Source organism: Sulfurimonas denitrificans DSM 1251, assembly GCF_000012965.1.
GTDB classification, from domain to species: domain Bacteria; phylum Campylobacterota; class Campylobacteria; order Campylobacterales; family Sulfurimonadaceae; genus Sulfurimonas; species Sulfurimonas denitrificans.
The window spans coordinates 893153-917078 of record NC_007575.1 but is presented as its reverse complement, the minus strand read 5'-3'; the positions used below and the strand labels follow the sequence as shown (position 1 = coordinate 917078).

Annotated in this window: 19 protein-coding genes; 5 read left to right on the top strand and 14 right to left on the bottom strand. The window is 34.0% G+C overall.

The window, feature by feature from the left end:
• Nucleotides 1-67 precede the first annotated feature (67 nt).
• Genes SUDEN_RS04645 through SUDEN_RS04625 form a run of 5 tightly spaced genes read right to left on the bottom strand, consistent with a single transcriptional unit; the run spans nucleotide 68 to nucleotide 6349 of the window.
• Nucleotides 68-724, bottom strand: a complete 657-nt coding sequence (locus tag SUDEN_RS04645; RefSeq protein ID WP_011372514.1) for a response regulator transcription factor — start codon at nucleotides 722-724, stop codon at nucleotides 68-70.
• Nucleotides 725-736: 12 nt separating this feature from the next.
• Complete coding sequence (locus tag SUDEN_RS04640; RefSeq protein ID WP_011372513.1) at nucleotides 737-3784, bottom strand: efflux RND transporter permease subunit; 3048 nt, start codon at nucleotides 3782-3784, stop codon at nucleotides 737-739.
• Between the two features lie 4 nt (nucleotides 3785-3788).
• On the bottom strand, nucleotides 3789-4751 hold the full coding sequence (locus tag SUDEN_RS04635) for an efflux RND transporter periplasmic adaptor subunit (RefSeq protein ID WP_011372512.1): 963 nt from the start codon (nucleotides 4749-4751) through the stop codon (nucleotides 3789-3791).
• Complete coding sequence (locus tag SUDEN_RS04630; protein WP_011372511.1) at nucleotides 4748-5926, bottom strand: TolC family protein; 1179 nt, start codon at nucleotides 5924-5926, stop codon at nucleotides 4748-4750. Before SUDEN_RS04630 ends, SUDEN_RS04635 begins: the two co-directional genes overlap by 4 nt.
• A 9-nt stretch (nucleotides 5927-5935) precedes the next feature.
• Entirely contained in the window at nucleotides 5936-6349 is a 414-nt protein-coding gene (locus SUDEN_RS04625) for a FixH family protein (protein WP_011372510.1), read from the bottom strand.
• A gap of 229 nt (nucleotides 6350-6578) precedes the next feature.
• Here SUDEN_RS04625 and SUDEN_RS04620 point away from each other — a divergent pair, with 229 nt between their 5' ends.
• The 4 genes from SUDEN_RS04620 to SUDEN_RS11545 are packed head-to-tail and all read left to right on the top strand — an operon-like array spanning nucleotide 6579 to nucleotide 12057.
• A complete protein-coding gene (locus SUDEN_RS04620) occupies nucleotides 6579-7988 on the top strand; it encodes a TolC family protein (protein ID WP_041672215.1) in 1410 nt (469 codons plus the stop codon).
• On the top strand, nucleotides 7985-8776 hold the full coding sequence (locus SUDEN_RS04615; protein ID WP_011372508.1) for an efflux RND transporter periplasmic adaptor subunit: 792 nt from the start codon (nucleotides 7985-7987) through the stop codon (nucleotides 8774-8776). Before SUDEN_RS04620 ends, SUDEN_RS04615 begins: the two co-directional genes overlap by 4 nt.
• Nucleotides 8777-8782: 6 nt before the next feature.
• Nucleotides 8783-10369, top strand: a complete 1587-nt coding sequence (locus SUDEN_RS11550) for an efflux RND transporter permease subunit (protein WP_011372507.1) — start codon at nucleotides 8783-8785, stop codon at nucleotides 10367-10369.
• Nucleotides 10369-12057, top strand: coding sequence for an efflux RND transporter permease subunit (locus SUDEN_RS11545; RefSeq protein WP_011372506.1), 1689 nt, complete (start codon nucleotides 10369-10371; stop codon nucleotides 12055-12057). The genes SUDEN_RS11550 and SUDEN_RS11545 overlap by 1 nt, the downstream gene beginning before the upstream one ends.
• An 89-nt stretch (nucleotides 12058-12146) precedes the next feature.
• Here the strand turns inward: SUDEN_RS11545 and serA are convergent, their stop codons facing one another.
• From serA to pheS, 7 genes are all read right to left on the bottom strand, one after another.
• Nucleotides 12147-13736, bottom strand: a complete 1590-nt coding sequence (gene serA, locus SUDEN_RS04600) for a phosphoglycerate dehydrogenase (protein WP_011372505.1) — start codon at nucleotides 13734-13736, stop codon at nucleotides 12147-12149.
• Entirely contained in the window at nucleotides 13736-14215 is a 480-nt protein-coding gene (locus SUDEN_RS04595) for a hypothetical protein (RefSeq protein WP_011372504.1), read from the bottom strand. The genes serA and SUDEN_RS04595 overlap by 1 nt, the downstream gene beginning before the upstream one ends.
• 5 nt (nucleotides 14216-14220) lie before the next feature.
• On the bottom strand, nucleotides 14221-15876 hold the full coding sequence (locus tag SUDEN_RS04590; RefSeq protein ID WP_011372503.1) for a 30S ribosomal protein S1: 1656 nt from the start codon (nucleotides 15874-15876) through the stop codon (nucleotides 14221-14223).
• A 139-nt stretch (nucleotides 15877-16015) separates the two neighbouring features.
• Nucleotides 16016-16843, bottom strand: a complete 828-nt coding sequence (locus tag SUDEN_RS04585; protein ID WP_011372502.1) for a 4-hydroxy-3-methylbut-2-enyl diphosphate reductase — start codon at nucleotides 16841-16843, stop codon at nucleotides 16016-16018.
• A gap of 15 nt (nucleotides 16844-16858) precedes the next feature.
• Nucleotides 16859-18145 carry a 3-phosphoshikimate 1-carboxyvinyltransferase gene (gene aroA / locus SUDEN_RS04580; RefSeq protein ID WP_011372501.1) on the bottom strand — a complete coding sequence of 429 codons (1287 nt, stop codon included), beginning with the start codon at nucleotides 18143-18145 and terminating at the stop codon, nucleotides 16859-16861.
• On the bottom strand, nucleotides 18142-20478 hold the full coding sequence (gene pheT, locus SUDEN_RS04575) for a phenylalanine--tRNA ligase subunit beta (protein WP_011372500.1): 2337 nt from the start codon (nucleotides 20476-20478) through the stop codon (nucleotides 18142-18144). The genes aroA and pheT overlap by 4 nt, the downstream gene beginning before the upstream one ends.
• Nucleotides 20475-21467 carry a phenylalanine--tRNA ligase subunit alpha gene (pheS, locus tag SUDEN_RS04570; RefSeq protein WP_011372499.1) on the bottom strand — a complete coding sequence of 331 codons (993 nt, stop codon included), beginning with the start codon at nucleotides 21465-21467 and terminating at the stop codon, nucleotides 20475-20477. The genes pheT and pheS overlap by 4 nt, the downstream gene beginning before the upstream one ends.
• Nucleotides 21468-21589: 122 nt before the next feature.
• Between pheS and SUDEN_RS04565 the strand changes: the two genes are divergently transcribed.
• On the top strand, nucleotides 21590-21988 hold the full coding sequence (locus SUDEN_RS04565) for a histidine triad nucleotide-binding protein (protein WP_011372498.1): 399 nt from the start codon (nucleotides 21590-21592) through the stop codon (nucleotides 21986-21988).
• A 7-nt stretch (nucleotides 21989-21995) separates the two neighbouring features.
• Here SUDEN_RS04565 and SUDEN_RS04560 read toward each other — a convergent pair whose 3' ends face one another.
• Both SUDEN_RS04560 and argH read right to left on the bottom strand, forming a co-directional pair.
• Nucleotides 21996-22460 (bottom strand): OsmC family protein, encoded by a 465-nt coding sequence (locus SUDEN_RS04560; protein ID WP_011372497.1) that lies wholly within the window; start codon nucleotides 22458-22460, stop codon nucleotides 21996-21998.
• Nucleotides 22461-23843 carry an argininosuccinate lyase gene (argH, locus tag SUDEN_RS04555; protein ID WP_011372496.1) on the bottom strand — a complete coding sequence of 461 codons (1383 nt, stop codon included), beginning with the start codon at nucleotides 23841-23843 and terminating at the stop codon, nucleotides 22461-22463.
• Nucleotides 23844-23926: the final 83 nt, after the last annotated feature.

Genomic DNA, 23926 nt, shown 5'->3' with positions numbered 1-23926 from the left:
GATGATAATTAAAAAGATAGATGAACTTAGGTAAAGTCCTAAAAAGCCATAAAGAGACTTTTTCTCGCTAGATGTTAACTCTATAACCGACTCCTTTTATAGTAGTTATAAAATCTTTTCCAAGATATATTCTGATGTTTTTTATGTAAGTTCTAAGTGTTGAATCTGATGGTGTTTCAGAATCAAGCCAAATATTTGCTGCGAGCTCATCATGTGAGATTATCCTCTCTCTGTGCGATAAAAAATACTCTATGATTTCAAAATCTTTTTTTGATAGTTTTACTCTTTGCTCACCCTTTACAAGTTCATAAGTAAGTTTGTCAAGATAACTTTTAGCGTCTATTACTACATGTAAAGAGTTTAAGTTGTGCACTCTTAAGAGATGATTTATCCTCGCATCAAGTTCTACTAAATCAAAAGGTTTTTTAAGATAATCATCACAACCCAAATCAAACCCTCTTTTTAAATCATGTGCAGAATCTAATGATGTGATAAAAATAGTCGGTATGTTTACATGTTGCTCTCCCAAGAGTCTTAGCAACTCAAATCCATTTAAAAGTGGAACATTTACATCAAAGAGCATAAAGTCAAAACGGCTATTTATAATCTTCTCATAAGCATCCTCGCCATCATAAGCTGATGAGACATCATAACCTTTTTCACTTAAGTGCTCATAGAGTATTTCAGATAAAATAACATCATCTTCTAATAGTAAAATCTTCATATCGCCATTTTACTATCTTTTTCTTATAGAGTATAACAAAGGAATAATAAGAAGCGTCAAAATTGCAGAAGTAACAATTCCTCCAATCATAGGTGCGGCAATACGCTGCATAACTTCACTTCCTACTCCATGAATATACATGATAGGAATAAGTCCACCAAGAATTGCAAAAACTGTCATAAGCTTTGGTCTTAACCGTCCTGCAGAGCCTCTAATTATAGCTTCTTGATGTGTAGATATTTTCTCATTTATAGCCTCTTCAAGATAAATAATCATAACTATAGCTGTCTCAGCAGCAATGCCAAGAAGTGCTAAAAAGCCAACAACTACTGCTATAGAGAGATTGAATCCAAGGTAATCTATATATAAAAGTCCACCAAGAATTGCAAATGGCAGAGTTGAGAAAACAATAAGAGAATTGAGAACATCTTTAAGAGCAAAATATATAAGAACAAATATACTAAGAAGAACTATTGGGATGATAAAAGCCAGTCTCTTTTTAGCCGCTTCTAAATACTCGCTTTGCCCTGCAAACTCATAATAGTACCCTTTTGGAAGTTCTATACTTTGCAGTGCATCTTTAGCTGCACTTTTATACTCATCAGCACTTACATCACTCTTTGGCGTAATATACACAAATGAGACCTTCATCCCTTTTTCGCTCTTTATAACGCTAGGGCTCTCTATGTACTTAATCTCTGCAAACATCTCAATTGGTAAAAAACCAAATTTTGTTTTAACCTTTAACTCTTTTATCTTCTCAATACTCTCTCTTTGATTTGAGTTCACTCTTATAGATATAGGGTGTCTCTTAAGACCATCTATAAAAGTACTTACTCCCAAACCTCCAACACCAAAAGAGATAGTATCTAGTATGTTTTGCTTTGTAAGTCCATATCGTGATAAACTATCTTGTTTGATATCCACATCTAAGAAATATCCGCTATTTGATTTATCGGCAGATATATTTAATGTTGATGGCATAGTTTTTAATTTCTGCTCTATTTGTGAAGATATCTCTTCTAAGATTTTATTATCATCTCCATAAAGCTTAATCCCAAGCGGTGTGCGGATTCCTGTTAAGAGCATATCTATTCTGCCTCTAATTGGATATGTCCATGAGTTAATCAACCCTTTTATTTTTAGCTTCTCCTCCATCTCTTGCATGAGCCTCTCATAAGTCATGCCCTCTCTCCAAACAGATTTATCTTTAAAAGTTATGATTGTCTCTATCATGCCAAGCGGAGCTGGATCAGTTGCACTATTTGCTCTACCTGCTTTACCAAAAACAGTATCAACTTCTGGAAAACTTTTAATAATCCTATCCGTCTCTTGAGTAATCTCTTTTGCCAAATCAATGCTTATGCCATAAGGAGTCACTGGCATATACATAAAATCTTGCTCATTGAGTTGTGGCATAAACTCCCATTTTTGAGCATTGTAAAGAGGGTATATGTAAGCTATACCTATGACGAGAAAAACAAAAACAAGGTATTTTAATTTTAAAAATAGTTTTAACAAAGGAGTATATAAAAAGATAAAAAATCTATTTATATAGTTACTCTCCTCTTTTTTGATATCTCCTTTTATAAAAAGTATCATTAAAACTGGCACTAAAGTGATAGATAAAAGTGCACCTATTAGCATGGCGAATGTTTTTGTATATGCTAAGGGCGAGAAGAGCCTAGCTTCTTGACCCTCAAGTGCAAATATTGGTAAAAATGAGACAACGATAAGGATAAGAGCAAAAAATATTGGGCGACCAACCTGCTTTGAAGAGTCTATGATTATTTCAACTCTGCTCTTAGTACCATCACTTTTACTTAAGTGTTTATGGGCATTCTCTATCATAACAATAGAAGCATCTACCATGGCACCAATGGCTATAGCGATGCCACCCAAACTCATAATATTTGAGCCTATCTCAAATAGACTCATAAGCCAAAAAGTAAGAAGTATGGTCATGGGTAGCACAATGATAACAACCAAAGCACTTCTAAAATGAAATAAGAAAAGAGTTGTAATAATGATTACAATAATAGACTCTTCAAGTAGTGTGTTTTTGAGTGTATCGATAGCTTTATCTATGAGTTTACTTCTATCATAAGTTGTAATTATCTCTACATCCTCACTCTTTAGCGTCTCTATTTTGGCTTTTATTTTTTTTATCACTTCATAAGTATTCTCTTTATATCGCACCAAAACTATACCGCCGACTACTTCTCCCTCACCATTAAAATCAGCAACACCTCGTCTTGATTGTGGAGTTTCTACAACTTCACCTATATCTAAGAGCCTTAGCGGTGTTACACCGTTTACCTTTAGTGTGATGTTTTTCATATCTTCTAAACTCGTTAAATATCCACGAGCTTGAATAATATTTTCATAACCATTCTCTAAAAGTACACCACCACCTTTATCTTGGTTGTTTTTCTTTAGTGCATTGATTATCTCATCAATTCCTATATCATATTTAACCATCTTATCTTGATCAATTAAAAGCTGATAATTCTTTACAAAACCCCCAACAGCAGCCACTTCACTAACACCATCAACACCTAAGAGCCCATACTTTAAGTAGTAATCTTGATAATCTCTTAATTCTGAGAGATTTAGTTTATTTGACTTCAATATATACTGATACGCCCACCCTACTCCCGTAGCGTCTGGTCCCATGCTAACTTTTGCACCCTCAGGAAGTGTTGGAAGTATTGAAGAGAGTTGCTCTAGTATCCTACTTCTAGCTGCATAAATATCAGTGTCATCTTTAAATATTATATATATAAGAGCATTTTGAAAACTACTCATAGCTCTAATCGTCTTAATATTTGGAAGTGACATCAAAGAGCTTATAAGCGGATATGAAACCTGCTCTTCTATGATTTTAGGAGACTGCCCCTCATACGAGACTTGTAGTATAACCTGAGGAGGAGAGAGGTCTGGGAGCGCATCAAGAGAGATGTTTTTAAGACTAAATATACTCACAAAAGTTAAAATAGCTGAGAGTATAAGAACTAAAAATATATTTTTTGAGCTAAAATCTATTACTTTTTCAACCATCTCACTACCACTTTTCGCTCATGTATGAGCCGTTAGTAACTGCATCACTATCAAGCAAGAAGAGAGCATTTTGGGCTACCTCGCTACTCTCATCTACTCCACCTAATATCTGATAAAACCCACCCGCATACCGAACTTCCACCTCTTGTGGCTCATACTCAGTTAGGGATACCTTTTTAAAGACATAAAATTTATCTCCTCTTTTTATAACCGCATCTTTTGGCAGGGAGAGCAAAGAAGTTGTTACATTAGAAAAACTTACCTTTGCAAACATATCAGGTGTTATTTTAGCTTGAGCATTATCCAAATCTACTCTTACATTAAATGTCAAATCATCTTTGTTGATTTTTGGATAAATTTTAGAAACCTTAGCAACTCTTGGCTCGCTAAAACCCTCTATCTCAACACTAGCACTCATACCCTGTTTTATAAATTCAAAGTCTCTCTGATACACTTTTGCAATAATCCACATGTTAGAACTATCAGCGATTTTTAAGAGTGTTGTGCCAGCTTTTGCATAAGAGCCCTCAAGTATGTTTTTTTCTATTATATCTCCATTGAACTTACTATATAGCGGTATAGTTTGGGCTGTAGAGGAGATTGCTTTTTCATCCAATTCATAGAGTTTTAACTTCTCTAAAATAGTTGAGTTAAGAGTCGGAAAATTTTTTGTAGAGGCAAGCTCTTTTTTTAGTGTGTATATCTCTTTTGAATAGATATCAAAAAGTTTGTCTCCTTTTTTAACCTTTTTATAGAGCTCATTTGCTCCTAAATTTTCTATAAAACCATCAAATCTTATACTTACTTCATAAATTTTACTCTCATTGTAAGAGGTTGTAGCGTAGTATGTTTTAGATATTTTTTGAGTCTGTATTTTTGGTTTTATACTCTTTATGTTAAAAGTTTGCTCAATTGTTTTTGACTCACCAAGAGCAAATATCAGCATGATTAAAAATATGATTTTCATTTTACACTCCCACTAGTAATATAAAAAAGCTCCAAAAGGGCACTACTCTTCTCTAGGTTATATTTTAATTTCTCTATTTCTAAATCAAGAAGCAGATTCTCATTTTCTATATTTTTCTCTAAAGTCACACTGTTTGTAATGTTTGATTTATCATATCTGTTTAGCTCTTTGTACTTATATAAAATGTCATCAAGATTTTTTATTCGTTTTTTTAAGTACTCTACTCTTTTGGCATTAGTTTGAAAAACAGTTACTGCAAAGAGCATATAGTTTTGCTCTTTTTGCAAATTCTCAGCACTTAGATGCCTTGTTTTTTGCACTTTAGCTTCTTCTATCCCATAAATAGGAAGTGCAAATGAAGCTGACACAGAGAGATAATCATCATAATTTTGACGATGGTTATAAGTTACACCTACACTTACATTTGAGTATTTTTTTCGCTCTTCAAGCCTGCTGTTAAGGTCTAACTGTTTTGCTTTTATCTCATATATCTTATATTTTGGAGATTTTTTTATATTTTCTTCTAAAAAATAATCTTCTATTTGAGCCTGATTTATAGACGAGAAATCTTGATTACTTAGATATTTGAACTCGTTCTTATATGCCTCTAGTTTCTCTTTAGTTTCTAAAATTTTATCCTCTACTGCAAATATCTTCTTTTGAAGTTCAACACTAACTTTAAAAGCATCTACAATATTTATACTCGCTTCACTATATTTAAGAAGTAATGAAAGATTTGATTTTTTCTCCTCTAAGAACTCTAGTAAGGAAGTAGAAGTTGAAATCTCTTCTACTTTTAGTGCCATTTTTTTATATAAGTCCAATCTCAAATCTTCTAACTCATACTCTAAAATAAGAGTATCAGCTCTAAGTATTGCCTCTTTTAAATCAAGTTTTCCAAAAGTTTCAAACTCTTGAGTTATCCCAATAAATTGTGTTTGCATGGCTTCAGCATCTCTTCTAAAGAAGTTATTATTTAATAACATGTCGTTTAGTCCAATGCTTAAAATAGGGTTTTTATATGTAGCTTCACTCAGAGTATTTTGGCGTGATGCTAAAATGCTCTGCTCTTTTGCCTTTAGTGTTGCAGAGAGCTCAAGTGCTCTATCAAAGGCATCATTAAACTCTAAGCTAAAAGACAATAAAGGTACAAAAAGAAGAGAGAACATTTTCATAGCTAAACCTTAGTGGTGAGAATGCATTGATGAAGATTGACCAAGATTAACACTCCCTTTATATACATAATCTTTGTTATTGTCATCTTTTATAAAAAGCTGATACTGCCAAGTACCGTTCATTGCAAAATTCACGTTGCACTCAAATAAGTTATCAATTTTTTTACAAATCTCTTTTGACTCCATGTATGGCATTCCTGGCATCTCAGGCATAAAAAACTTTATTCGTACATCTTTTGCATCCACAACTGCTCCTCCATGCCCACCTCTATTTAACTCAACTATAATTTTATTACTACCTTGGCTTAAGACTTTTTCACTAGATAACATTGCATGTAAATCATCGCTGTCTTTCATGTCCATAAAACCACCCGCTAAAACAAAACTCGAAACTAAAATCGATCCAATAGCTATTTTTATCATCTCAATACTCCATTTTTAAATTATTTATTTGCGCAGTATAATATTTTCAATGTGTAGTAATCGTGTAGAGTAAATGTTTATCACATCAGTATTTGACATTAGTTTCACGTTTGCTTATTAAAATTTGAAATTTAGTATGATATTATTTTAGGACTAAACCTTGATTTTTTTTATAATAAAATAAAATATGTGTTATAATCAGAACTTAATTTCATCAAGAGAGATGCCTATGAAATATATGTTTAGAGTAGTTATTTTATCCCTTCTTTTTAGCACTTCATATCTCAACGCTTCGGATTCTATGGATTTACATGAAGCATTAGAGTTACTAAAATCACAAAATTTAGAGATAAAAAATGCACAGTACGATATAGAGAGTGCTATACAAGAGAGAAAAGCAGCTTCGGGAAACCATTGGGGCAAACTTGATTTAATTCAAGATTTTGCACGCTCAAATGACGCTGGAAATGTCTTTGGTTTCAAACTAAGTTCAAGAGAAGCAAACTTTGGAGATTTTGGTTTTTCAGAATTTTTAAATCCTCTTGGTCAAGCTATAGGAGGTGCCGCTGGCGGTACTCCACCCTCAGATATGAGTGGTTTGCTATCTGTTGAGCCTCGTGATCTAAACTATCCAGAAACTAGAAACTACTTTCAGAGCAAACTAAAGTATGAGCTTCCTATATTTACTGGCTTTAAGATTTCTAGTTATGAAGATATCATGCAGAGTGTTACAAAGATTAGAACACTGGAAAAAACTCAAATGCTAAATGAAAAAGTGTATGAAACTAGAAAAAGCTTTTATGATATGGCTCTTCTTGAGGACTCTATCTCTAACTTAAATGTTATATTGAAAAATATAGATACATTAGAGGCAATGACAAAAGAGATGATAGATGTTGGTTATGCAAAAAAGGTTGATTTACTTGAAGTTGTGGCTAAAAAGGGAAATGTTGAGCGTCTAATCTCACAAATGGAGTCAAACAAAGAGCTTTTATATCACTACTTAAGTTTTCTTCTAAACCAAAAAGTGACATCTATAAAAACTCCCTCACTTGAGATTATGATGCCAACTGTTACAAATGATGAGATACTGCAAAACAACCTAGATATTCAAAAAGCCAACAGTGGGCTTGCTCTTAAAAAAAGTATGGTTGATGTAGCAGAGTCTTCATATTATCCAATGGTTGGTGCTTTTGCAGAGGTCGCAACTGCTGATGATAAGTTTTTAAATGATGCAAGTGATCATAAATCTTACACGATAGGTGCTAGAGCTACTCTAAATATATTTAATGGCGGTATAGATGGCGCAAATGTTGAAAAATCAAGAGTTGAATATCTAAAAACACAAACGCAAGTTGCTCTTGCAAAAAGTGGCATTGAGCTTCAAACACAAAAAATAAGAACAGAGATACAGAGCCTAAACAAGGATATAGAATCACTTAAAAAAGAGCTTCTTTTAGCTGATGAGATTTATAACAACTATGAGGCAAGATATAGAGAAAAACTCTCTTCCATGAGTGATGTTATCATCAAACAATCTGAGCAGATTCAAAAAATATTGCAACTACAACAGACTCTAAACAAACGAAATGAGAGAATTTTCGCACTTGAAAAATTAGCAAACGGAGAAGAAAAATGAGAAAAATAGTAACACTTTTAGTGATGCTAAGTGCCATATTAGCAGCAGAGGGAATTACTCTCTCTGGCACAGTTATAAGTGACAACAGGAAGATGATAACAAGCCGTTTTATGGGCTTTGTAACAGATGTTAAAGTATCTGAGGGTGACAGCGTAAAAAAAGGAGACCTTCTATATACGATTGACTCAAAAGAGATAGATTCTGCTCTTATTCAAGTAGAACTTGGTATCTCTCAAGCACAACTTAGCCTTCAAATGTATCAAAACCAATATACAAACGTAAAATTGAATTTAGATAGACATAGAAGACTCCTTGAAAAAGATATGGTTTCAAAGTTTGAAGTTGAAAACTTAGCTCTTGCTGAACAAAATCTTGCAAATATGATAATTATTGCTAAAAAACAGGTTATTCAAGCAGAAGCACAATTAGCAGAAGTTAAAAATCAGTATCGCTACTTAAACATAACAGCGCCAAACAATGGTGTAATAGTTAGCAAAAACATAAAAGTTGGAGAGATGGCGATGCCAGGAATGCCAGCTTTAGAGCTATCTGATTTGAGTGATTTAAAAATATCAGCTGAAATATCAGAGGACAACTTAAAACTTATACAAGAGGGGAAAAAAGTAGTCGTAAATATAGCGTCTCAAAACATTCAAACAGTTGGAGTAGTAAGCGCAATAATCCCTAGCTCAAACCCAATGACGCACTCATTTAAGATAAAAATTTCATTTAAAAATGTGTACAACTCTATCTATCCAGGTATGTATGCAACTGTTGTAATTGAGTAGGGTTTAATGATGATTCACTATAAACCAACTGATATAGCAGGTAAATTAGCATCTGGATTTTTACGTAATCCTCTTACTATAGTCCTTGGTGTTTTTTTACTCTTAATTGGGTACTTAGCTCTAAATATAATGCCAAGAGAAGAGAATCCACAAATGGTTGTGAGCGGCTCTACCGTTATAGTTGCTCTTCCTGGAGCTAGTGCTGCTGAAATTGAAAAAGCGATTGTAAAACCTCTTGAGAGAAAGCTAAAAGAGGTAAAAGGTGTAGAGAATATCTCCTCAATGGCTATGGATAATGTAGGAATTGTTAATGCTGCATTTTACATTGGTGAAGAGAAAGAGAACTCAAACCTAAAAATTTATGACAAAATTATGCAAAATTATGACATGTTTCCAAAAGGTGCTATGAATCCAATCATTAAACCACTTGATATTGACGTGGATATCCCAGTTCTCTCTGTCGCTTTTTACTCAAAAGATGCAAATATGAGCAAAACTGAACTTTATGAGAGAGTCAAAGATATACAACACCATATCAATGGACTAAGCAACGTTGCAGTTACAGAGCTAAAGGGTGGAAACAAACATCAGTTTAACGTTGAAGTAGATTTAAATAAACTCTCAGGCTATAACATATCTATGGGACAGATTGTACAAGGTGTTCAATCCTTATCGTACAGTGTTCCAGCTGTAAAAAATAGAACTAAAGATAATGAAATAGTAATGCTTGGTGTAAAAAATGCAATTGAGAGCGCTGATGACATTGGAAATATAATTATTGCACAATATATGGGTTCTCCAATTTATCTAAGACAGATAGCAAAAGTTAGTGCCTCTTATGATATTCAAAACTTCAAATCAGCAACTATTAGTAAAAAAAGTGAAAATGAAGAGTTCTCAGAGCTTCAAAACCAAGTAACTCTAACAGTCTCTAAACTTCAAGGTACGAATGCTGTAGTAATTGCTGATGCAGTCAAGAGTGATTTAGAGAGCTATAAAGAATTTTTAAATAACAACAATATAGGCTATGTAATTACAAGAAATGATGGTGAGAGAGCAAATGAAGCGGTAAATGAGCTTGTATTTCACCTTCTTTTATCAATAGTAATTATTGCGATCTTACTTATTGTTGTACTTGGTTGGAGAGAGTCTTTAATCGTTACATTTACTGTTCCTGCAATCTTAGCAATTACACTTTTTGTAGCGTACCTAACAGGACAAACCATCAATCGTATAACACTCTTTGCCTTCTTGCTCTCTCTTGGGCTTTTAGTTGATGCTGCAATTATCGTAATTGAGAATATTCACCGTCACTATCACTCAAGGGAGTCTGCAAATAAAAGTGTTGATGATATTATGATTGAAGCAACAGATGAGATTGGACCACCGACAAATATTGCAACTTTAGCAATTATCATGACGATGGTTCCTATGGCGTTTGTTGGGCAGATGATGGGTCAGTTTATGAAGCCGATTCCTGCAAACGTTCCAGTTGCTCTTGTTGCATCACTTTTTGTTGCATATATCTTTACTCCTTATTTAGCAGCTAGAATGTTAAAAAAACCAGAGTTTCATAGCGAGGAGAAACATTAATGTTTAAAAAATTTCAAGATACAGTATTTGAGGGTATTCAAAATCCTAAAAAGAGGAACTTTATTCTCATAGCTACATTTATAGCATTTGTCTTATCTGTACTTATGATAGCTCCTAGTAAAATGGTTTTGGCAAAAATGCTCCCTGGAAAGAACAATGATACTTTTACAATCTATGCAACTCTCTCAGAGGGAAGCTCAATTGAGCAGACAAGTAGAGTTAGCGAGTGTGTCGCAAAATACCTAAAAAATGAAAAAGAGATAACTGACTTTGAGATATTTTTAGGAATGGGCGCACCTCTTGATTTTGCAGGACTTATCAAAGGCTCACATTTTAAAAATAGTGAAAATGTCTCAGAAATAGTTGTAAACCTTACAAAAAAACATCATAGAGATGAGCCTTCATACTTTATGGTTCAACGCATTAGACCAGAGATTCAAAATAACTGTACAAAACTATATGAAAAAACAACCATCACTTTTGTAGAACCACCTGCTGGACCTCCTGTGTTAGCAGCAATTGTTGCGGAAGTTTATGGGCAAGATTCAGATGGTGTGCGTCTGCTCTCAAATAGAGTTAAAGAGGTATTTGAAAAAACTAGCGGTTTGGTTGATATAGAAGTTATGCAAGATGAGATTTATGATACGTTTGAAGTAGAAGTTGATAGCACCAAAGTATCTTTATCTGGCGTAAATATCAAACAGTTAAACGATGTGCTTTATCTTGCGTTTGAGGGTATGCAGATAGCTGTTAAAAACTCATCTACGATTAACGATCAGATTCCAATCTACCTCTCACTAAGCAAAGAGTCAAAAAAATTCTCATCAAAAGATATAAATGATATAAAAGCGAAACTCTCATCTTTAAAACTGATGAACCAGATGGGAATGATGACACCTCTTACTGAGTTAGTAACAATTGTACCAAAAAAATCAAACCCGATGATAATGAGTAAAAACCTCCATAAAATGACAAATGTTATGGCTGAGACTGATATGGTTTCACAAGTTTATCCTCTTATGGAAGCAAGAAACACTATCCTAGATACCTTTAATGATAAATACGAGATAGAAAAAATTGGACTTTTCAATTTAAGACTTGTAGATAAAGCATCTAAAGATGTATATGAGTTAATCTGGGATGGAGAGATGGAAGTAACACTAGATACTTTTGTTGAACTCGGAGCTGCATTTATTGCAGCTCTTGTGCTTATCTTTTTATTAATGGTAATTTACTATAAAAGTTACGCTCTTAGCGGTATCATTCTATTAGGTTCATTTTTATCAATCATAGGTGTAATAGTTGGTCACTATATTATGGATATATTTACAGCAGATACATTCTTTTTAACTGCTACCTCCCTTATTGGCTTTATCGCACTCATTGGAATAAGTTCAAGAAACTCTTTGCTACTCATAGACTTTACAGCTTCACTTATGAGAGATAGCAAGATGAAAAAAGCAGAAGCTATTGCATATGCAACAGCAACACGTGCTAAACCTATTTTCTTAACTGCAGCAGCAATCATACTAGCTTCAACACTTCTTGCAGGAGACGCAGTATTTGGCGGACTAGGAGTTGCTCTAATCTTTGGAACAATTGCAGCAGTTATTGCCTCTTTAATTATAGTACCAATACTTCTTTATAAATCTGATTTAAATAGACATTTTAATTTGGATGAAATATAGAGATTTCTTACATGTAGTTCCTACTCACACATCAAGAAAATGTGTGAGTTTCAGGAGATTGAAGTGGGAAAAAAGTAGTAAATAGTAGCCTATAATCTTGCGTATTGAACACTCGAACAAGCGTCAATTCTTAACAACTCTTCTAACGTATCATCACTTATCACATTATCTACTAAAATAACAGCGAGTGCCTGTTTTTTATCATTTCTTGCAAGAGAGAAGTCTGCGATATTTACATTATGCTTTGCTAAGGTTGAACCAATGTTTCCAATAACTCCTGGAACATCTTGGTTTTTAAGAATAATCATATCGCCCTTTAGAGCAACTTCTATATCAAACCCGTCAATTGAGACAATTCTAAATACATTATCATCAAAGATTGTGGCACTAATTGTAGTAGTTCCACCCTCAGCAGTAGTTAGTTTGATAGTGATTAGATTTTTATATACAGTTGAGTCAAGTAGAGCTTCAGTCTCTATTTTGATTCCTTTTTCTTTTGCTACAAAGTCAGCATTTACATAGTTAATAGTATTATCACTGATTTGACTCATTGCGCCAACAGCAACAAAAGTAGCAAGAGAATCAACATACTTTGCAATCTCACCCTGTCCACTAACTTTAATAGTTACAATCTGAGATTGATTTAACTGTGTCTCCAAAAAGCCAATCGTCTGTCCCATCTCTAAGAATGGTTTTACAAATGGTGGTATTTTACTCTCATCTATTGGAAGATTCATAGCATGAGCGTATGAGATTCCTTTTGCAGCAGCTATAGCGTTCTCAGCTGCTTGTACACCTATGTTATATTGAGATTCATAAGTATTAGCACCCAAGTGAGGAGAAACAGTCACATTATCAAGGTCAAGAAGAGGATGATTAGTTGCTGGCTCTTTCATAAACACATCGATACCTGCAAAACGAATTTTACCGCTTGTTAAACCTGCATAAAGCGCCTCTTCATTATAGAGACCACCTCTAGCACAGTTGATTAAAACTACTCCATCTTTCATCTTTGCAATCTCTGCTACATCTATCATGTTCACAGTCTCTTTATTCTTAGGAGTATGGATAGTGATAATATCACATGATAAAATATCTTCAAAATTTTTAGTATAAACCATATCAAGATCAGTTACTTTTGATGGGTTAATATATGGGTCATACGCAATTATATCCATCTCAAAAGCTTGAGCTCTTTTTGCAACACGTGAGCCAATGTTTCCAAAACCAATAACACCTAGTTTTTTACCTTTCAGCTCATAACCGTACCACTTCTCTCTTTTCCAAACTCTATCAAGTTTTAAGTGGTTATGTGAATATGGAAACATTCTCATACATGAGAGCATATGAGCCATAGTAAGTTCTACTGCAGCGATTGTGTTTGCAGTTGGAACATTCATAACTATAATTCCCTCTTTAGAACATCCAGCTATATCAACATTATCAACACCAACACCTGCACGAACAATTGCTTTCATATTTTTAGCATGTGCTATAAACTTAGCATCAACGTCTGTTGAACTTCTTGTAATTGCTACATCAGCACTCTCTATAATCGTTAGAAGTTTCTCTTTGTCCTCATCGGCTGCCATGATAAAATTAATGTTTTTATCATTTTGCAGCATCTCTAATCCTGCTTCATGTATATGGTCACAAACTACTATTGTATATTTTTGCATTATGTATCCTCTTTGTATAGCCCGATATTGGCTGATATTTGATAATTTTTTAACACTTGAACTAGAGAGTTTAACTTATCTCTATCTTTTGAGTAAATGAGCAGCTCTGCGCCATTCTTATCTTTTTTAAGATAATACTCCAATTTATGATGCTTTAGCTCCTCTTTTAAACAAAAGAGTTGATATGGATCTAATTGTAGAGCTAAGAGTCTATATATTGGTTTTTCTGCTATTTTCTCATTTAAATCAACTTTTATTAAAACTTCATTTACTGGATAAAAATATCCTAACTTTTCTGTTTTAGAGAAATGATTTAACCAAGTCTGTTGTGGTTCTTCTACAGCTAAATTGCTTTTATGTTTTAGAGGAGCCAGAGAAACAGAAGTTTTACTTAAGTTGATTGAAATAAGAAAAAAAACAATAAAAACAGCTACCCCAACTGCTATGAGAGGGGTAAACCATCTTAAGATTTTTCGCACTGTTTTTACTTGAATTTATCTTTAATCAAATCACCCAAAGAGTGTGACTCATCATCATTAATCTCATCTAACATTGCTTGGTTTTTTATGTAATCTAATTTTTTTACAGATAGTCGAATACGATCACGGCGTGTATCTATAACAGCGATAGCAGCTTCTATTTGTTGTCCAACTTCTAAATCACTTTTTTGTAAAGGAGATAAATCTTCATCACGTATTAACGCATCAACACCATCTTCTAGTGAAACAAAAACACCAAAGTCTTTAATATCACGAATAGTACCACTTACCACGCTATTCACCTTATGGCTTTTTGAAAATGAATCAATTGGACTCTCTAATAGAGCTTTTCTATTTAGAGATATTTTTTGATCTTCAGGATTTATCTTTGCAATTTTTACTTCAACTTCATCACCAGTTTTTAAAACATCTTTACATCTTACATTTTTATCCCAAGAGATATCTTGATTATGAAGAAGTCCTTCAATGCCATCTATACGAACAAATGCACCAAAATCTGTAAGAGATGTAACAGTTCCAGTAATTACATCACCCTCATTATGTTTTTTCATAAATTCATCAAAAGGTTTAGCAAGAAGTCTTTTTAATGAAACACGTAGTTTATGTGTTTTTGGATTAATCTCAATCACTTCAACATCAATCTCTTGCCCAACAGTTAAATAATCATTTGGGTTTTTAACGTTTTTGTCCCATGAAATTTCTGAGATATGCAAGAAACCTTCAATATCATTTCCTAAGTCAACAAAAACACCGTATGCTTCAATATTTGAAACTGTTACAGTAATTGTATCGCCCTCATCCAACTCACTCTCTACTTCAGCCCATGGGTCAGATTGAACTGCTTTGATTGATAGTGAAAGATGTCTTTTATCTTTATCATAAGAGATGGCTTTTACCGTTACAGCGTCGCCCTCTTTGTAAAGTTTTGAAGGATTAACTGGACCTTTGTAGCTTATCTCATTGTAATGAACTAAACCATCAACACCGCCAACATCAACAAACATACCATAACTAGTGATTTTTTTGATAGTTCCTTCGATAGTTGTATCATCTTCCATCAACTTGTCGATAATCTCTTTTTTCTTTTTGCGTTCATCGTTAAACAGCTTGCGACGGGAGACAACAATTGAATTTTGCTCTGCGTCAATTTTTACAACTTGAGCTTTAATTTTACGACCAAGCACTTCATCGGTGTCTTTAAAAGCCGCAAGTGAGCGAGGCATAAAGAATGTAACATCATCAGCTTCAACAACATATCCGCCGCGATTTTTCTTAGTGATTACACCATCAATAATTATATCTTCAAAGTTCTCTTTGTGTTTATCGATGAAATCGATAGTTTTTTGTTGCTCTAAAACTTTTTTATATGATATTTTTGGACGCTCATTGTAGTATCCAGTAACCATTACTTTTATTTTATCACCAACATTAAACTTTAGTACACCATTTTCGCTGATTTCATCTAAACTAAGAATACCCTCTAGTTTATCGCCAACACCTACTAATGCTCTATTTTCATCCGCTTGAATTTCAACGACTTCGCCTTCTACAATACGACTTGTCTCTTGCTGCTTCTCGCTTGCAGCAAACATCTCCGCAAAATTTTCTTCTTCTTCAAATGATTCGTTATCGAACGCCATTACCTATCCTCTGTTACATAAAAATTTCGTGAGTATATCTAATAATTAATAATACTTTTATTAATAATTTAAAAAGATAGGCTCTAAAATGTGCAAAATATATGAGTTTAAAAGGTGGAAGAGGTATTCAAAACAGTACTTAAATACTATTTTGAATTGCGTTTACTACATTTTGAATAATCCAATCAGGAGTTGAAGCTCCAGCACTAATGCCACAAAATTTCTTCTCTTTAAACCATGAAAAATCTAAATCATTTTCATCTTCTATATGGTAACTATCTGTGCAATTATCCTCTGAAATACTAAAGAGTTGTTTAGTGTTTGATGAGTTTTTCCCACCAATAATTATCATAATATCAGCTTTTTTTGAAATTTTTCTAACAGCTTCTTGGTTCTCAAAAGTTGCATTACAAATAGTGTTAAAAACTCTAACTTCTTTGTATCTTGGGATTAAATAATTTGCAATCTCTAAATAATCTTCGACTTTTCTAGTTGTTTGAGCGACTAGAGCAATTCTATCTTTTAACTTTAAATCTTCCAATTCACTAGGCATCGTAACGACTCTTGCTCCATAAGTTGCATAGCTTTTTACACCTTTTATCTCTGGATGTGCATCATCTCCAAAAATAATAATTTCATACCCTTGTTCACTCATTTCTTGACAAATCTGTTGTGGTTTGGTGACATAAGGACAAGTTGCATCTACTACATCAACATTGTTGGCTTTAAGCTCTGCTAGCTCATTTTTTGGTATTCCATGAGTTCGTATAACTGCTTTATCACCAGAAGCAAAACTTTTATGATCATCTGTCAAACCAACTTTAAAATCTTTCTCAAGCCTCTCTATCTCTTTTGAGTTGTGAATTAGGGGACCATATGTTGAAGAATTTTTATTATCCTCTGCTATTTTTATAGCCCTCTTTACACCAAAACAAAATCCATAACTCTCAGCTAGTTCTATTTTCATTATATCTCTTGCCTCCTATAAAGAAGTGAATTCTACTTTTGTTATTTTCTTAAGTAGTTCAAAGAAGTTTGGAAATGATGTGTTTATACAAGCGATATCATCAACCCTCATTCCACATGTAACTCCTGCTATGATGAAACTCATAGCAATTCTATGATCCCCGTGACTATCTATTTTAGCCTCTTTGAGAACTCCGCCTTTAACGCTATATCCATCATGAACTTCATCTACCTCAATGCCACAAGCTTTAAGCCCATTTACAACTGTTGAGATTCTATCACTCTCTTTTACTCTAAGCTCCTGTGCATTTTTTACAATGCTAACTCCATCTGCACATGCAAAAGCGATAGATAAAGCTGGTAGTTCATCTATCAGCCATGATATATTATCTTCAACTGTTATAGCCTTTAACGGAGCATATTTAACATGTATATTCCCTATTGGCTCATATATGTTCTCTGTCGCCTCATATCTTATATCTGCACCCATTCTCTCTAGCGCTTTAAAAGCCTCTATTCTGGTTGGGTTTAAAGTAACTCCCTCTAAAACAACATTAGAATTAGGAGTGATAGCAGCAGCAACTGCAAAGAAAAATGCACTTGATGGATCTGCAGGAACTCTAATCTTAAGTGGTGAGAGAAGTTTTTTCATAGGCTTTATTTTAGTAATCAAACCTTCTACTTCTATCTCTGCACCCATCCCCTTTAACATTCTCTCTGTGTGATCACGGCTAAGTTCTGGTTCAGAGAAACTACACTCCCCATCAGCTCTTAGAGCCGCTAGTATCATAGCGCTCTTAACTTGTGCAGAAGCTATTTTACTCTCATAATTAAACGCTTTAAGTGATGCACCTCTGATGCTTAGCGGTGCTAAGTCTCCATTCTCTCTTCCATCGAGTTTTGCGCCTATATCTCTAAGTGGGGCGGTAATTCTTTTCATAGGACGGCGGCGAAGATACTCATCTCCACTCAACACAAAATGTCCATCGGCAGAACTTAAAAGCCCGCAAAAAAGTCTCATACCTGTTCCAGAATTTCCACAATCCAAGACTTCACTACTCTCTTTTATGCCATCAGAACTTATTTTAATTGTCTCTCCATCATCATCAATGGTTGCGCCTAGATTTTTTACAATTTTTAAAGAGTTCATCGTATCTTCAGCTCTTAAAAAATTTGTAATCTGGCTTGTTCCATCTGCTAACATAGCAAACATGGCACAACGATGAGATATAGATTTATCTGAAGCTATCTCAGAAGTTCTTAAAGAAAATGCTAATGCTTTATAAACTTTTACACTACTCATCTTATCCCGACTCCAAGTTGATTTTTGAGTGCTTCTAAGATAGTGTTCATTGCATTTGTAATCTCCTCTTCTTCGAGTGTTTTATCAAATGATTGAAGTACAAAACGAATAGATAAACTCATATTTTCACCAAGAGACTTATCACTATATTTATCAACTACATAAAAACGTACAAGCTCTTTTGTTGAAGATGCATCGATTACATTTTTAATTTTTTCATAAGCCATCTCTTGAGGCATAACTATACTTAAATCTCTAAAAGATGCTTGATATTTAGAAGATTGCTTTGCTGTTTTTAAATCATTAGGGAGTTTATTAAAATTTAACTCACACATGTAAGTAACATCTAAGTCATACTTCTGCTCCACATTTGGATGAAGACGAAATATCTCTCCTACACTAACCTCTTTAATAAATATCTCAGCACACTGATACGGATGAGATAGTGTATGTTTAGTTTTATATTCACGAAGCTCAAACTCTCCGATAACATTAGAAACTTTTTGCACAAATAGAGCAAAATCAACTTTTGCAGGTTTTCCAGTATTTGCCAAACTCTCCGCTTCTCTATCTCCACTAAAAATAAGAGCCATTTTTAAAGACTCTTCCCTTTGGGAATTAAAAACAGAACCAACTTCAAAAAGTTTAACAGAAGAGTACCCATTGTTAATGTTATTAGATGTAGCTCTAAGAAGTCCACAAAGAAGTGTTGATCTAAGCGTATCTAATGTGTTTACAATAGGATTTAACAGCTCTTTACTCTCATCTAAAATCTCAAACCCATACTCTTGTAGGACTTTTTTCTCATCAAAAACAAAATGAACAGATTCAAAAAAACCGCTAAATGCCGCTTTATGTCTATATGTCACTCTTTTTTTATAATCATAATAGTCACTGCTAAAGCTATTTGTTTCAGTAAAGGTAAATGGTTTTGATGGGATATTATCTATTCCGACAAGGCGAACAATCTCTTCAACAATATCTTGTTTATTTACAATATCATGTCTAAATTTTGGAACTATAATAACAAAGTTATCCGCTAAAGATTTTGTTGTATCAAAACCTAAATTTTTCAATATTTTAGTAATTTTTGCCTTATCGATATTTGCGCCAACTATCTCATCAATCTCTTTTTTGTTAAGACTAATAATTTTATCCTCATGTGGCTCATCAATCTCAATAGTTCCGCCATATACAGACGATTCAGAGTTATCTTCAATAACGCTAATACAATAATCTAAACCTTGATTTAAATCTGGTTCGCTTCCACGAGATGCCCTATAGTAACTTATTCCAGCAGGAATTTTATTCTCTTGCATTTTTTTAGAGATAACATCTGGTGGAATATATGTAGCTTCAATTAAAACTACTCCGTTGCTGTGAGCAACTTTGAAGAGTTCCTCTTGCATAACCCCAACAATTGAAACTTTTTTATCTTTTGTCATGACTGAGGCAAAGCCATTTTTATCCCTACATAAAGATATTTTTGCCATTGTCTCATCTTTGGCACAAAAAAGAGCATAATCATACGCTCTTAATATAACTCCACTACTATGTGTTGCATAAAGCATTAAAGACTCTACGTCAGACTCTTTTTTATCGTCTAATTGCGATAATCTAAGTCTGACTATAAAAGGGAGTGTAAGATTTTTAAAATCAACAGCTTTGTATCTGATGTTTACACCCAAATTATTTTCATGAGAGAGTGATAAGATGCGCCCAATTCCAACTCTCTTATCCTCATCTTCTTGAATTTTTCTCTCTCTTAGTGGTTTGTCAAAAGCTGCACTTAAGTCTCTTGCCACTCCTCTGATACTTAGACAATCACCTCGATTTGCAGTTAGTTCAACCTCTATAATATCATCACTAAATAGATGATTTTGTGAAACCTCTTCACCTATTTTATATTTTCCAATACTGCTATCTATCTCAATAATTCCACTATTAATATCAGCAAGACCTATCTCTTTAGCAGAACATATCATCCCCTCAGATTCAATACCGCGAAGTGTAACTGGCTTTATAATGGTGCCATCTGGCATAACTGCACCAATTGTTGCAACTACAACATCAAGACCAGCTCTTACATTAGAAGCTCCACAAACTATCTGGCGTGTACTAACTCCAATATCTACCTGACAAATATTCAATTTATCTGCATCTGGATGCTTTTTACACTCTAAAACTCTTCCAAAAACTATTTTCTGAGGCACTTCGTATGAAGATATGCTATCTACTTCTAAGCCAATAGAATTTAAAGTTTTTACTAATTTATCGGTAGATATCGTACTTATATCTATCCACTCATTTAACCAACTTCTTGTAACTATCATCTAAACTGCTCCAGCAACTTTATATCTCCCTCAAAAAGTGAACGAAGATCTCCTATCTGATGGATAAGCATTGCAAACCGCTCAACTCCAAGCCCAAAAGCATATCCACTTACATTTTGATACTTTACAGCTTCAAAAACATTTGGATCTACTATACCGCAGCCTAAAACCTCAAGCCAACCTGTTTTTGAGCATACTCTACAACCGCTTCCTTTACAAAAAACACATGAGATATCAACTTCAGCTGATGGCTCTGTGAAAGGGAAAAAGCTAGGACGAAAACGAACTTCTACATCTCCAAACATGTACTTTAAAAAATCTTCTAAAATAAACTTTAGATTTGCAAAAGATACAGCACCCTCTTTATCTACCAAGAGACCCTCAACCTGATGAAACATAGGTGTGTGAGTAATATCATAATCTCTTCTAAAAACAGCCCCTGGAGCTATCATGCGAATCGGCGGCTTTGAGCTCATCATAGTTCTGATCTGAACAGGGGAAGTATGTGTACGCAGAAGCATCTCATCTTTAAAATAGAATGTATCTTGCATATCACGAGCTGGATGGTACTTAGGTAAGTTCAATGCTTCAAAATTATTAAAGTCATCCTCAACCATTGTGCCAGTTTTAACTGTAAAATTCATAGATGAGAAGTACTCTACAATTCTGTCCATTGTCTGCATCACAGGGTGAAGTGCACCTGATTCAGAAGATGAGCTAAACATAGTTACATCTATCGCCTCACTTTTCATGTGCTCTTGAAGCTCTTGTGTTTGAAGAGTGATTTTTCTCTGCACAAGTTCATTCATAAGAGTAGTTTTATGTATGTTTAACTCTTGTGCAATTTTTGATTTCTCTTCATCCGATGCCTCTTTCATTCTAGCAAACTCTGCTGCTAAAACCCCTTTTTTACCAAATAGAGATATTCGAATTTCTTCAATTTTTTCGACACTTTGTGCCTCTGTTATTAAATCATACCAATGTTTCAATCGACTCACCCATACTAGAGGAAAAACCCTCTTAAATTTTAAAAGGATTATAGTCAAAAATAATTTACATACAGCTTCATTTGCCAATTCGTATGCTACAATAAAGAAAAAAAAGGGTTAAAATGTGCATATTTTGCAAAATAATAAACAATGAAATTCCATCAAATATAGTCTTGGAGAATAAAAAATTTTTAGCGTTTAACGATATTAATCCAAAAGCTCCTACTCATATCTTAGTTATACCAAAACTACATGTAGAGAGCTTTAATGAAGTAACTCCAAAGAGTATGAAGAAGATGACTAAGTTTATGCAAGATGTTGCAAAAGAGGCTGGTGTTGAGCAGAGCGGTTATAGGATAATAACAAATATCGGTGAAGATGGAGGACAAGAGGTCAAGCATCTTCACTTTCATCTCTTAGGTGGAGCAAAACTCGCTTGGCCAGACCTAATTGATAACAATCCAAAAAACGATACAGATAAAAAGAGTACTCCAAACCCAAAAAACAGGGCTAAAAAGTAGGATTAAATTATGAAGGGCAACTCTCTATATTGCCCATATCTATCTTACTTCCACCACCAGAAATCATCTTCTCGTTATCTCTTATCTTCGTGCCATTATGTGTAATTGAGTAGGAGATACTGACACTTTCTCTAATTGTGTTAATAGTTGAGCAGTAAGTTTCAAGTGAAGCCATAACCCATCTAGCAGCCACTATATCATCCGCATCAGAATCAAAACTATAATCAAGATGAAGAGTATTGAATTTTTTAGGAAAATCCTCATTCCTCACTACTTCACCATCTATAACTAAATTTGAGACTGTTTTACCTTGATTTTTTGGCAGCAGTACCATATCTGTTGCGCTACATGAGATAATTCCTGATAAAAAATACTCTATTGGGCTTATCTCTGGACAGTTAATTATAAAACTGCTCTTCTGAGTTTTTGCCTCAAATTTCATCTCATTTAAGTGTGATACGCTAATTTTCATCTACTCTGCCTTTAAGAAATTTTCAAAATATTTTAGTTGTTCTTCAGTTCTTTTTGTAGATGTTCCTCCAGCTGAAGTTCTAGCATTCATCGAATTTTCTATCGATAAAAACGCTAACACATCCTCATTTATTCTATCATCGATCTCTTTTAAATATTTGAGCTCAATATCACTTAAATCAATTTTTAACTCTTCACTCTTAGCAACTGCTTTTCCTGTTATAAAATGAGCTTCTCTAAAAGGAATGTCACATTTTTGAACTAGATAATCGGCTAAATCTGTAGCACTTAAATGCCCTATTTTACAAGCATTTTTCATATAATGTGGCTTTACCTGCATGGTTTTAAGAGCCTCTTTTAAAATCTCTAAGGAGATTTCAGCCGTCTCAACAGCATCAAAAACACCCTCTTTATCCTCTTGTGTATCTTTGTTGTACGCTAAAGGAAGAGCCTTCATAACTGTTAAGAGTCCCATTAAAGAGCCATAAACTCTACCTGTTTTACCACGTAAAAGCTCAGGAACATCTGGATTTTTCTTTTGTGGCATGATTGATGAACCAGTTGAGTACTCATCACTAAGCTCAACAAATCTAAACTCATAACTAGACCACATAACAAGCTCTTCACTAAGGCGAGATATATGCATCATCATAGTAGAGATATTGAATAAAATTTCCAGTGCAAAATCTCTATCACTTACCGTATCTAAACAGTTTATACTAGCACTCTCAAAACCTAAAAGCTCTGCTGTCATATCTCTATCAATTTTATGTGGAGTCCCAGCAAGAGCCGCACAGCCCAATGGAGAGATATTATTTCGTTTATAAGAGCTCTCAAATCTTTCTATATCACGCTTAAACATTGAGAGGTATGCACTTAAATGAAAGGCAAAATTTATTGGTTGTGCATGTTGGAGGTGTGTCATTCCTGGTAAAAGCGTTTGAGTATGCTTTGATGCAATCACTAATATCTCATTCATAAGAAGTTTAAGAGCATCTACTATCTCTAAATTTTTACGAAGAACATAACGGCGAAAATCTACTGCAACTTGATCATTTCTACTTCTTGCAGTATGAAGTTTTTTACCAGCATCACCAATAATAGCGGTGAGACGTTTTTCAATTCCCATATGAAGATCTTCATCAGATATCTTCCACTCAAATACTCCAGACTCTATCTCCTCTTTTACTTGGGAGAGACCTTTTGTTATTTGAGAGAGTTCATCAGTAGTTAATATGCCCTGTTTTGCAAGCATTGTAGCATGCGCAATAGAGCCTTCAATATCTTCACGATAAAGTTTTCTATCAAACATAATAGATGCGTTAAACTGATCTAAAAGGCTTGAAGCGGTTGCAGAAAAACGACCTGACCACATTTTGTCCATAATTTCTCCAATATAAAAAAGTTTGGTATTTTAGCTAAATTAAGTGATTTTACAAAACGATAAGAGGGTTAAGATAGAAATTT

Excerpts from the sequence above, each read along its gene's own strand:
- argH (WP_011372496.1), bottom strand. The coding sequence starts at position 23,843 with ATGGACAAAATGTGGTCAGGTCGTTTTTCTGCAACCGCTTCAAGCCTT.
- SUDEN_RS04630 (WP_011372511.1), bottom strand. The coding sequence starts at position 5,926 with ATGAAAATGTTCTCTCTTCTTTTTGTACCTTTATTGTCTTTTAGCTTA.
- serA (WP_011372505.1), bottom strand. The coding sequence starts at position 13,736 with ATGCAAAAATATACAATAGTAGTTTGTGACCATATACATGAAGCAGGA.
- SUDEN_RS04615 (WP_011372508.1), top strand. The coding sequence starts at position 7,985 with ATGAGAAAAATAGTAACACTTTTAGTGATGCTAAGTGCCATATTAGCA.
- SUDEN_RS11545 (WP_011372506.1), top strand. The coding sequence starts at position 10,369 with ATGTTTAAAAAATTTCAAGATACAGTATTTGAGGGTATTCAAAATCCT.
- SUDEN_RS04640 (WP_011372513.1), bottom strand. The coding sequence starts at position 3,784 with ATGGTTGAAAAAGTAATAGATTTTAGCTCAAAAAATATATTTTTAGTT.
- pheT (WP_011372500.1), bottom strand. The coding sequence starts at position 20,478 with ATGATAGTTACAAGAAGTTGGTTAAATGAGTGGATAGATATAAGTACG.
- SUDEN_RS04635 (WP_011372512.1), bottom strand. The coding sequence starts at position 4,751 with ATGAAAATCATATTTTTAATCATGCTGATATTTGCTCTTGGTGAGTCA.
- SUDEN_RS04565 (WP_011372498.1), top strand. The coding sequence starts at position 21,590 with ATGTGCATATTTTGCAAAATAATAAACAATGAAATTCCATCAAATATA.
- SUDEN_RS04625 (WP_011372510.1), bottom strand. The coding sequence starts at position 6,349 with ATGATAAAAATAGCTATTGGATCGATTTTAGTTTCGAGTTTTGTTTTA.
- SUDEN_RS11550 (WP_011372507.1), top strand. The coding sequence starts at position 8,783 with ATGATGATTCACTATAAACCAACTGATATAGCAGGTAAATTAGCATCT.
- SUDEN_RS04645 (WP_011372514.1), bottom strand. The coding sequence starts at position 724 with ATGAAGATTTTACTATTAGAAGATGATGTTATTTTATCTGAAATACTC.
- SUDEN_RS04560 (WP_011372497.1), bottom strand. The coding sequence starts at position 22,460 with ATGAAAATTAGCGTATCACACTTAAATGAGATGAAATTTGAGGCAAAA.
- aroA (WP_011372501.1), bottom strand. The coding sequence starts at position 18,145 with ATGAGTAGTGTAAAAGTTTATAAAGCATTAGCATTTTCTTTAAGAACT.
- SUDEN_RS04585 (WP_011372502.1), bottom strand. The coding sequence starts at position 16,843 with ATGAAAATAGAACTAGCTGAGAGTTATGGATTTTGTTTTGGTGTAAAG.
- SUDEN_RS04590 (WP_011372503.1), bottom strand. The coding sequence starts at position 15,876 with ATGGCGTTCGATAACGAATCATTTGAAGAAGAAGAAAATTTTGCGGAG.
- SUDEN_RS04620 (WP_041672215.1), top strand. The coding sequence starts at position 6,579 with ATGAAATATATGTTTAGAGTAGTTATTTTATCCCTTCTTTTTAGCACT.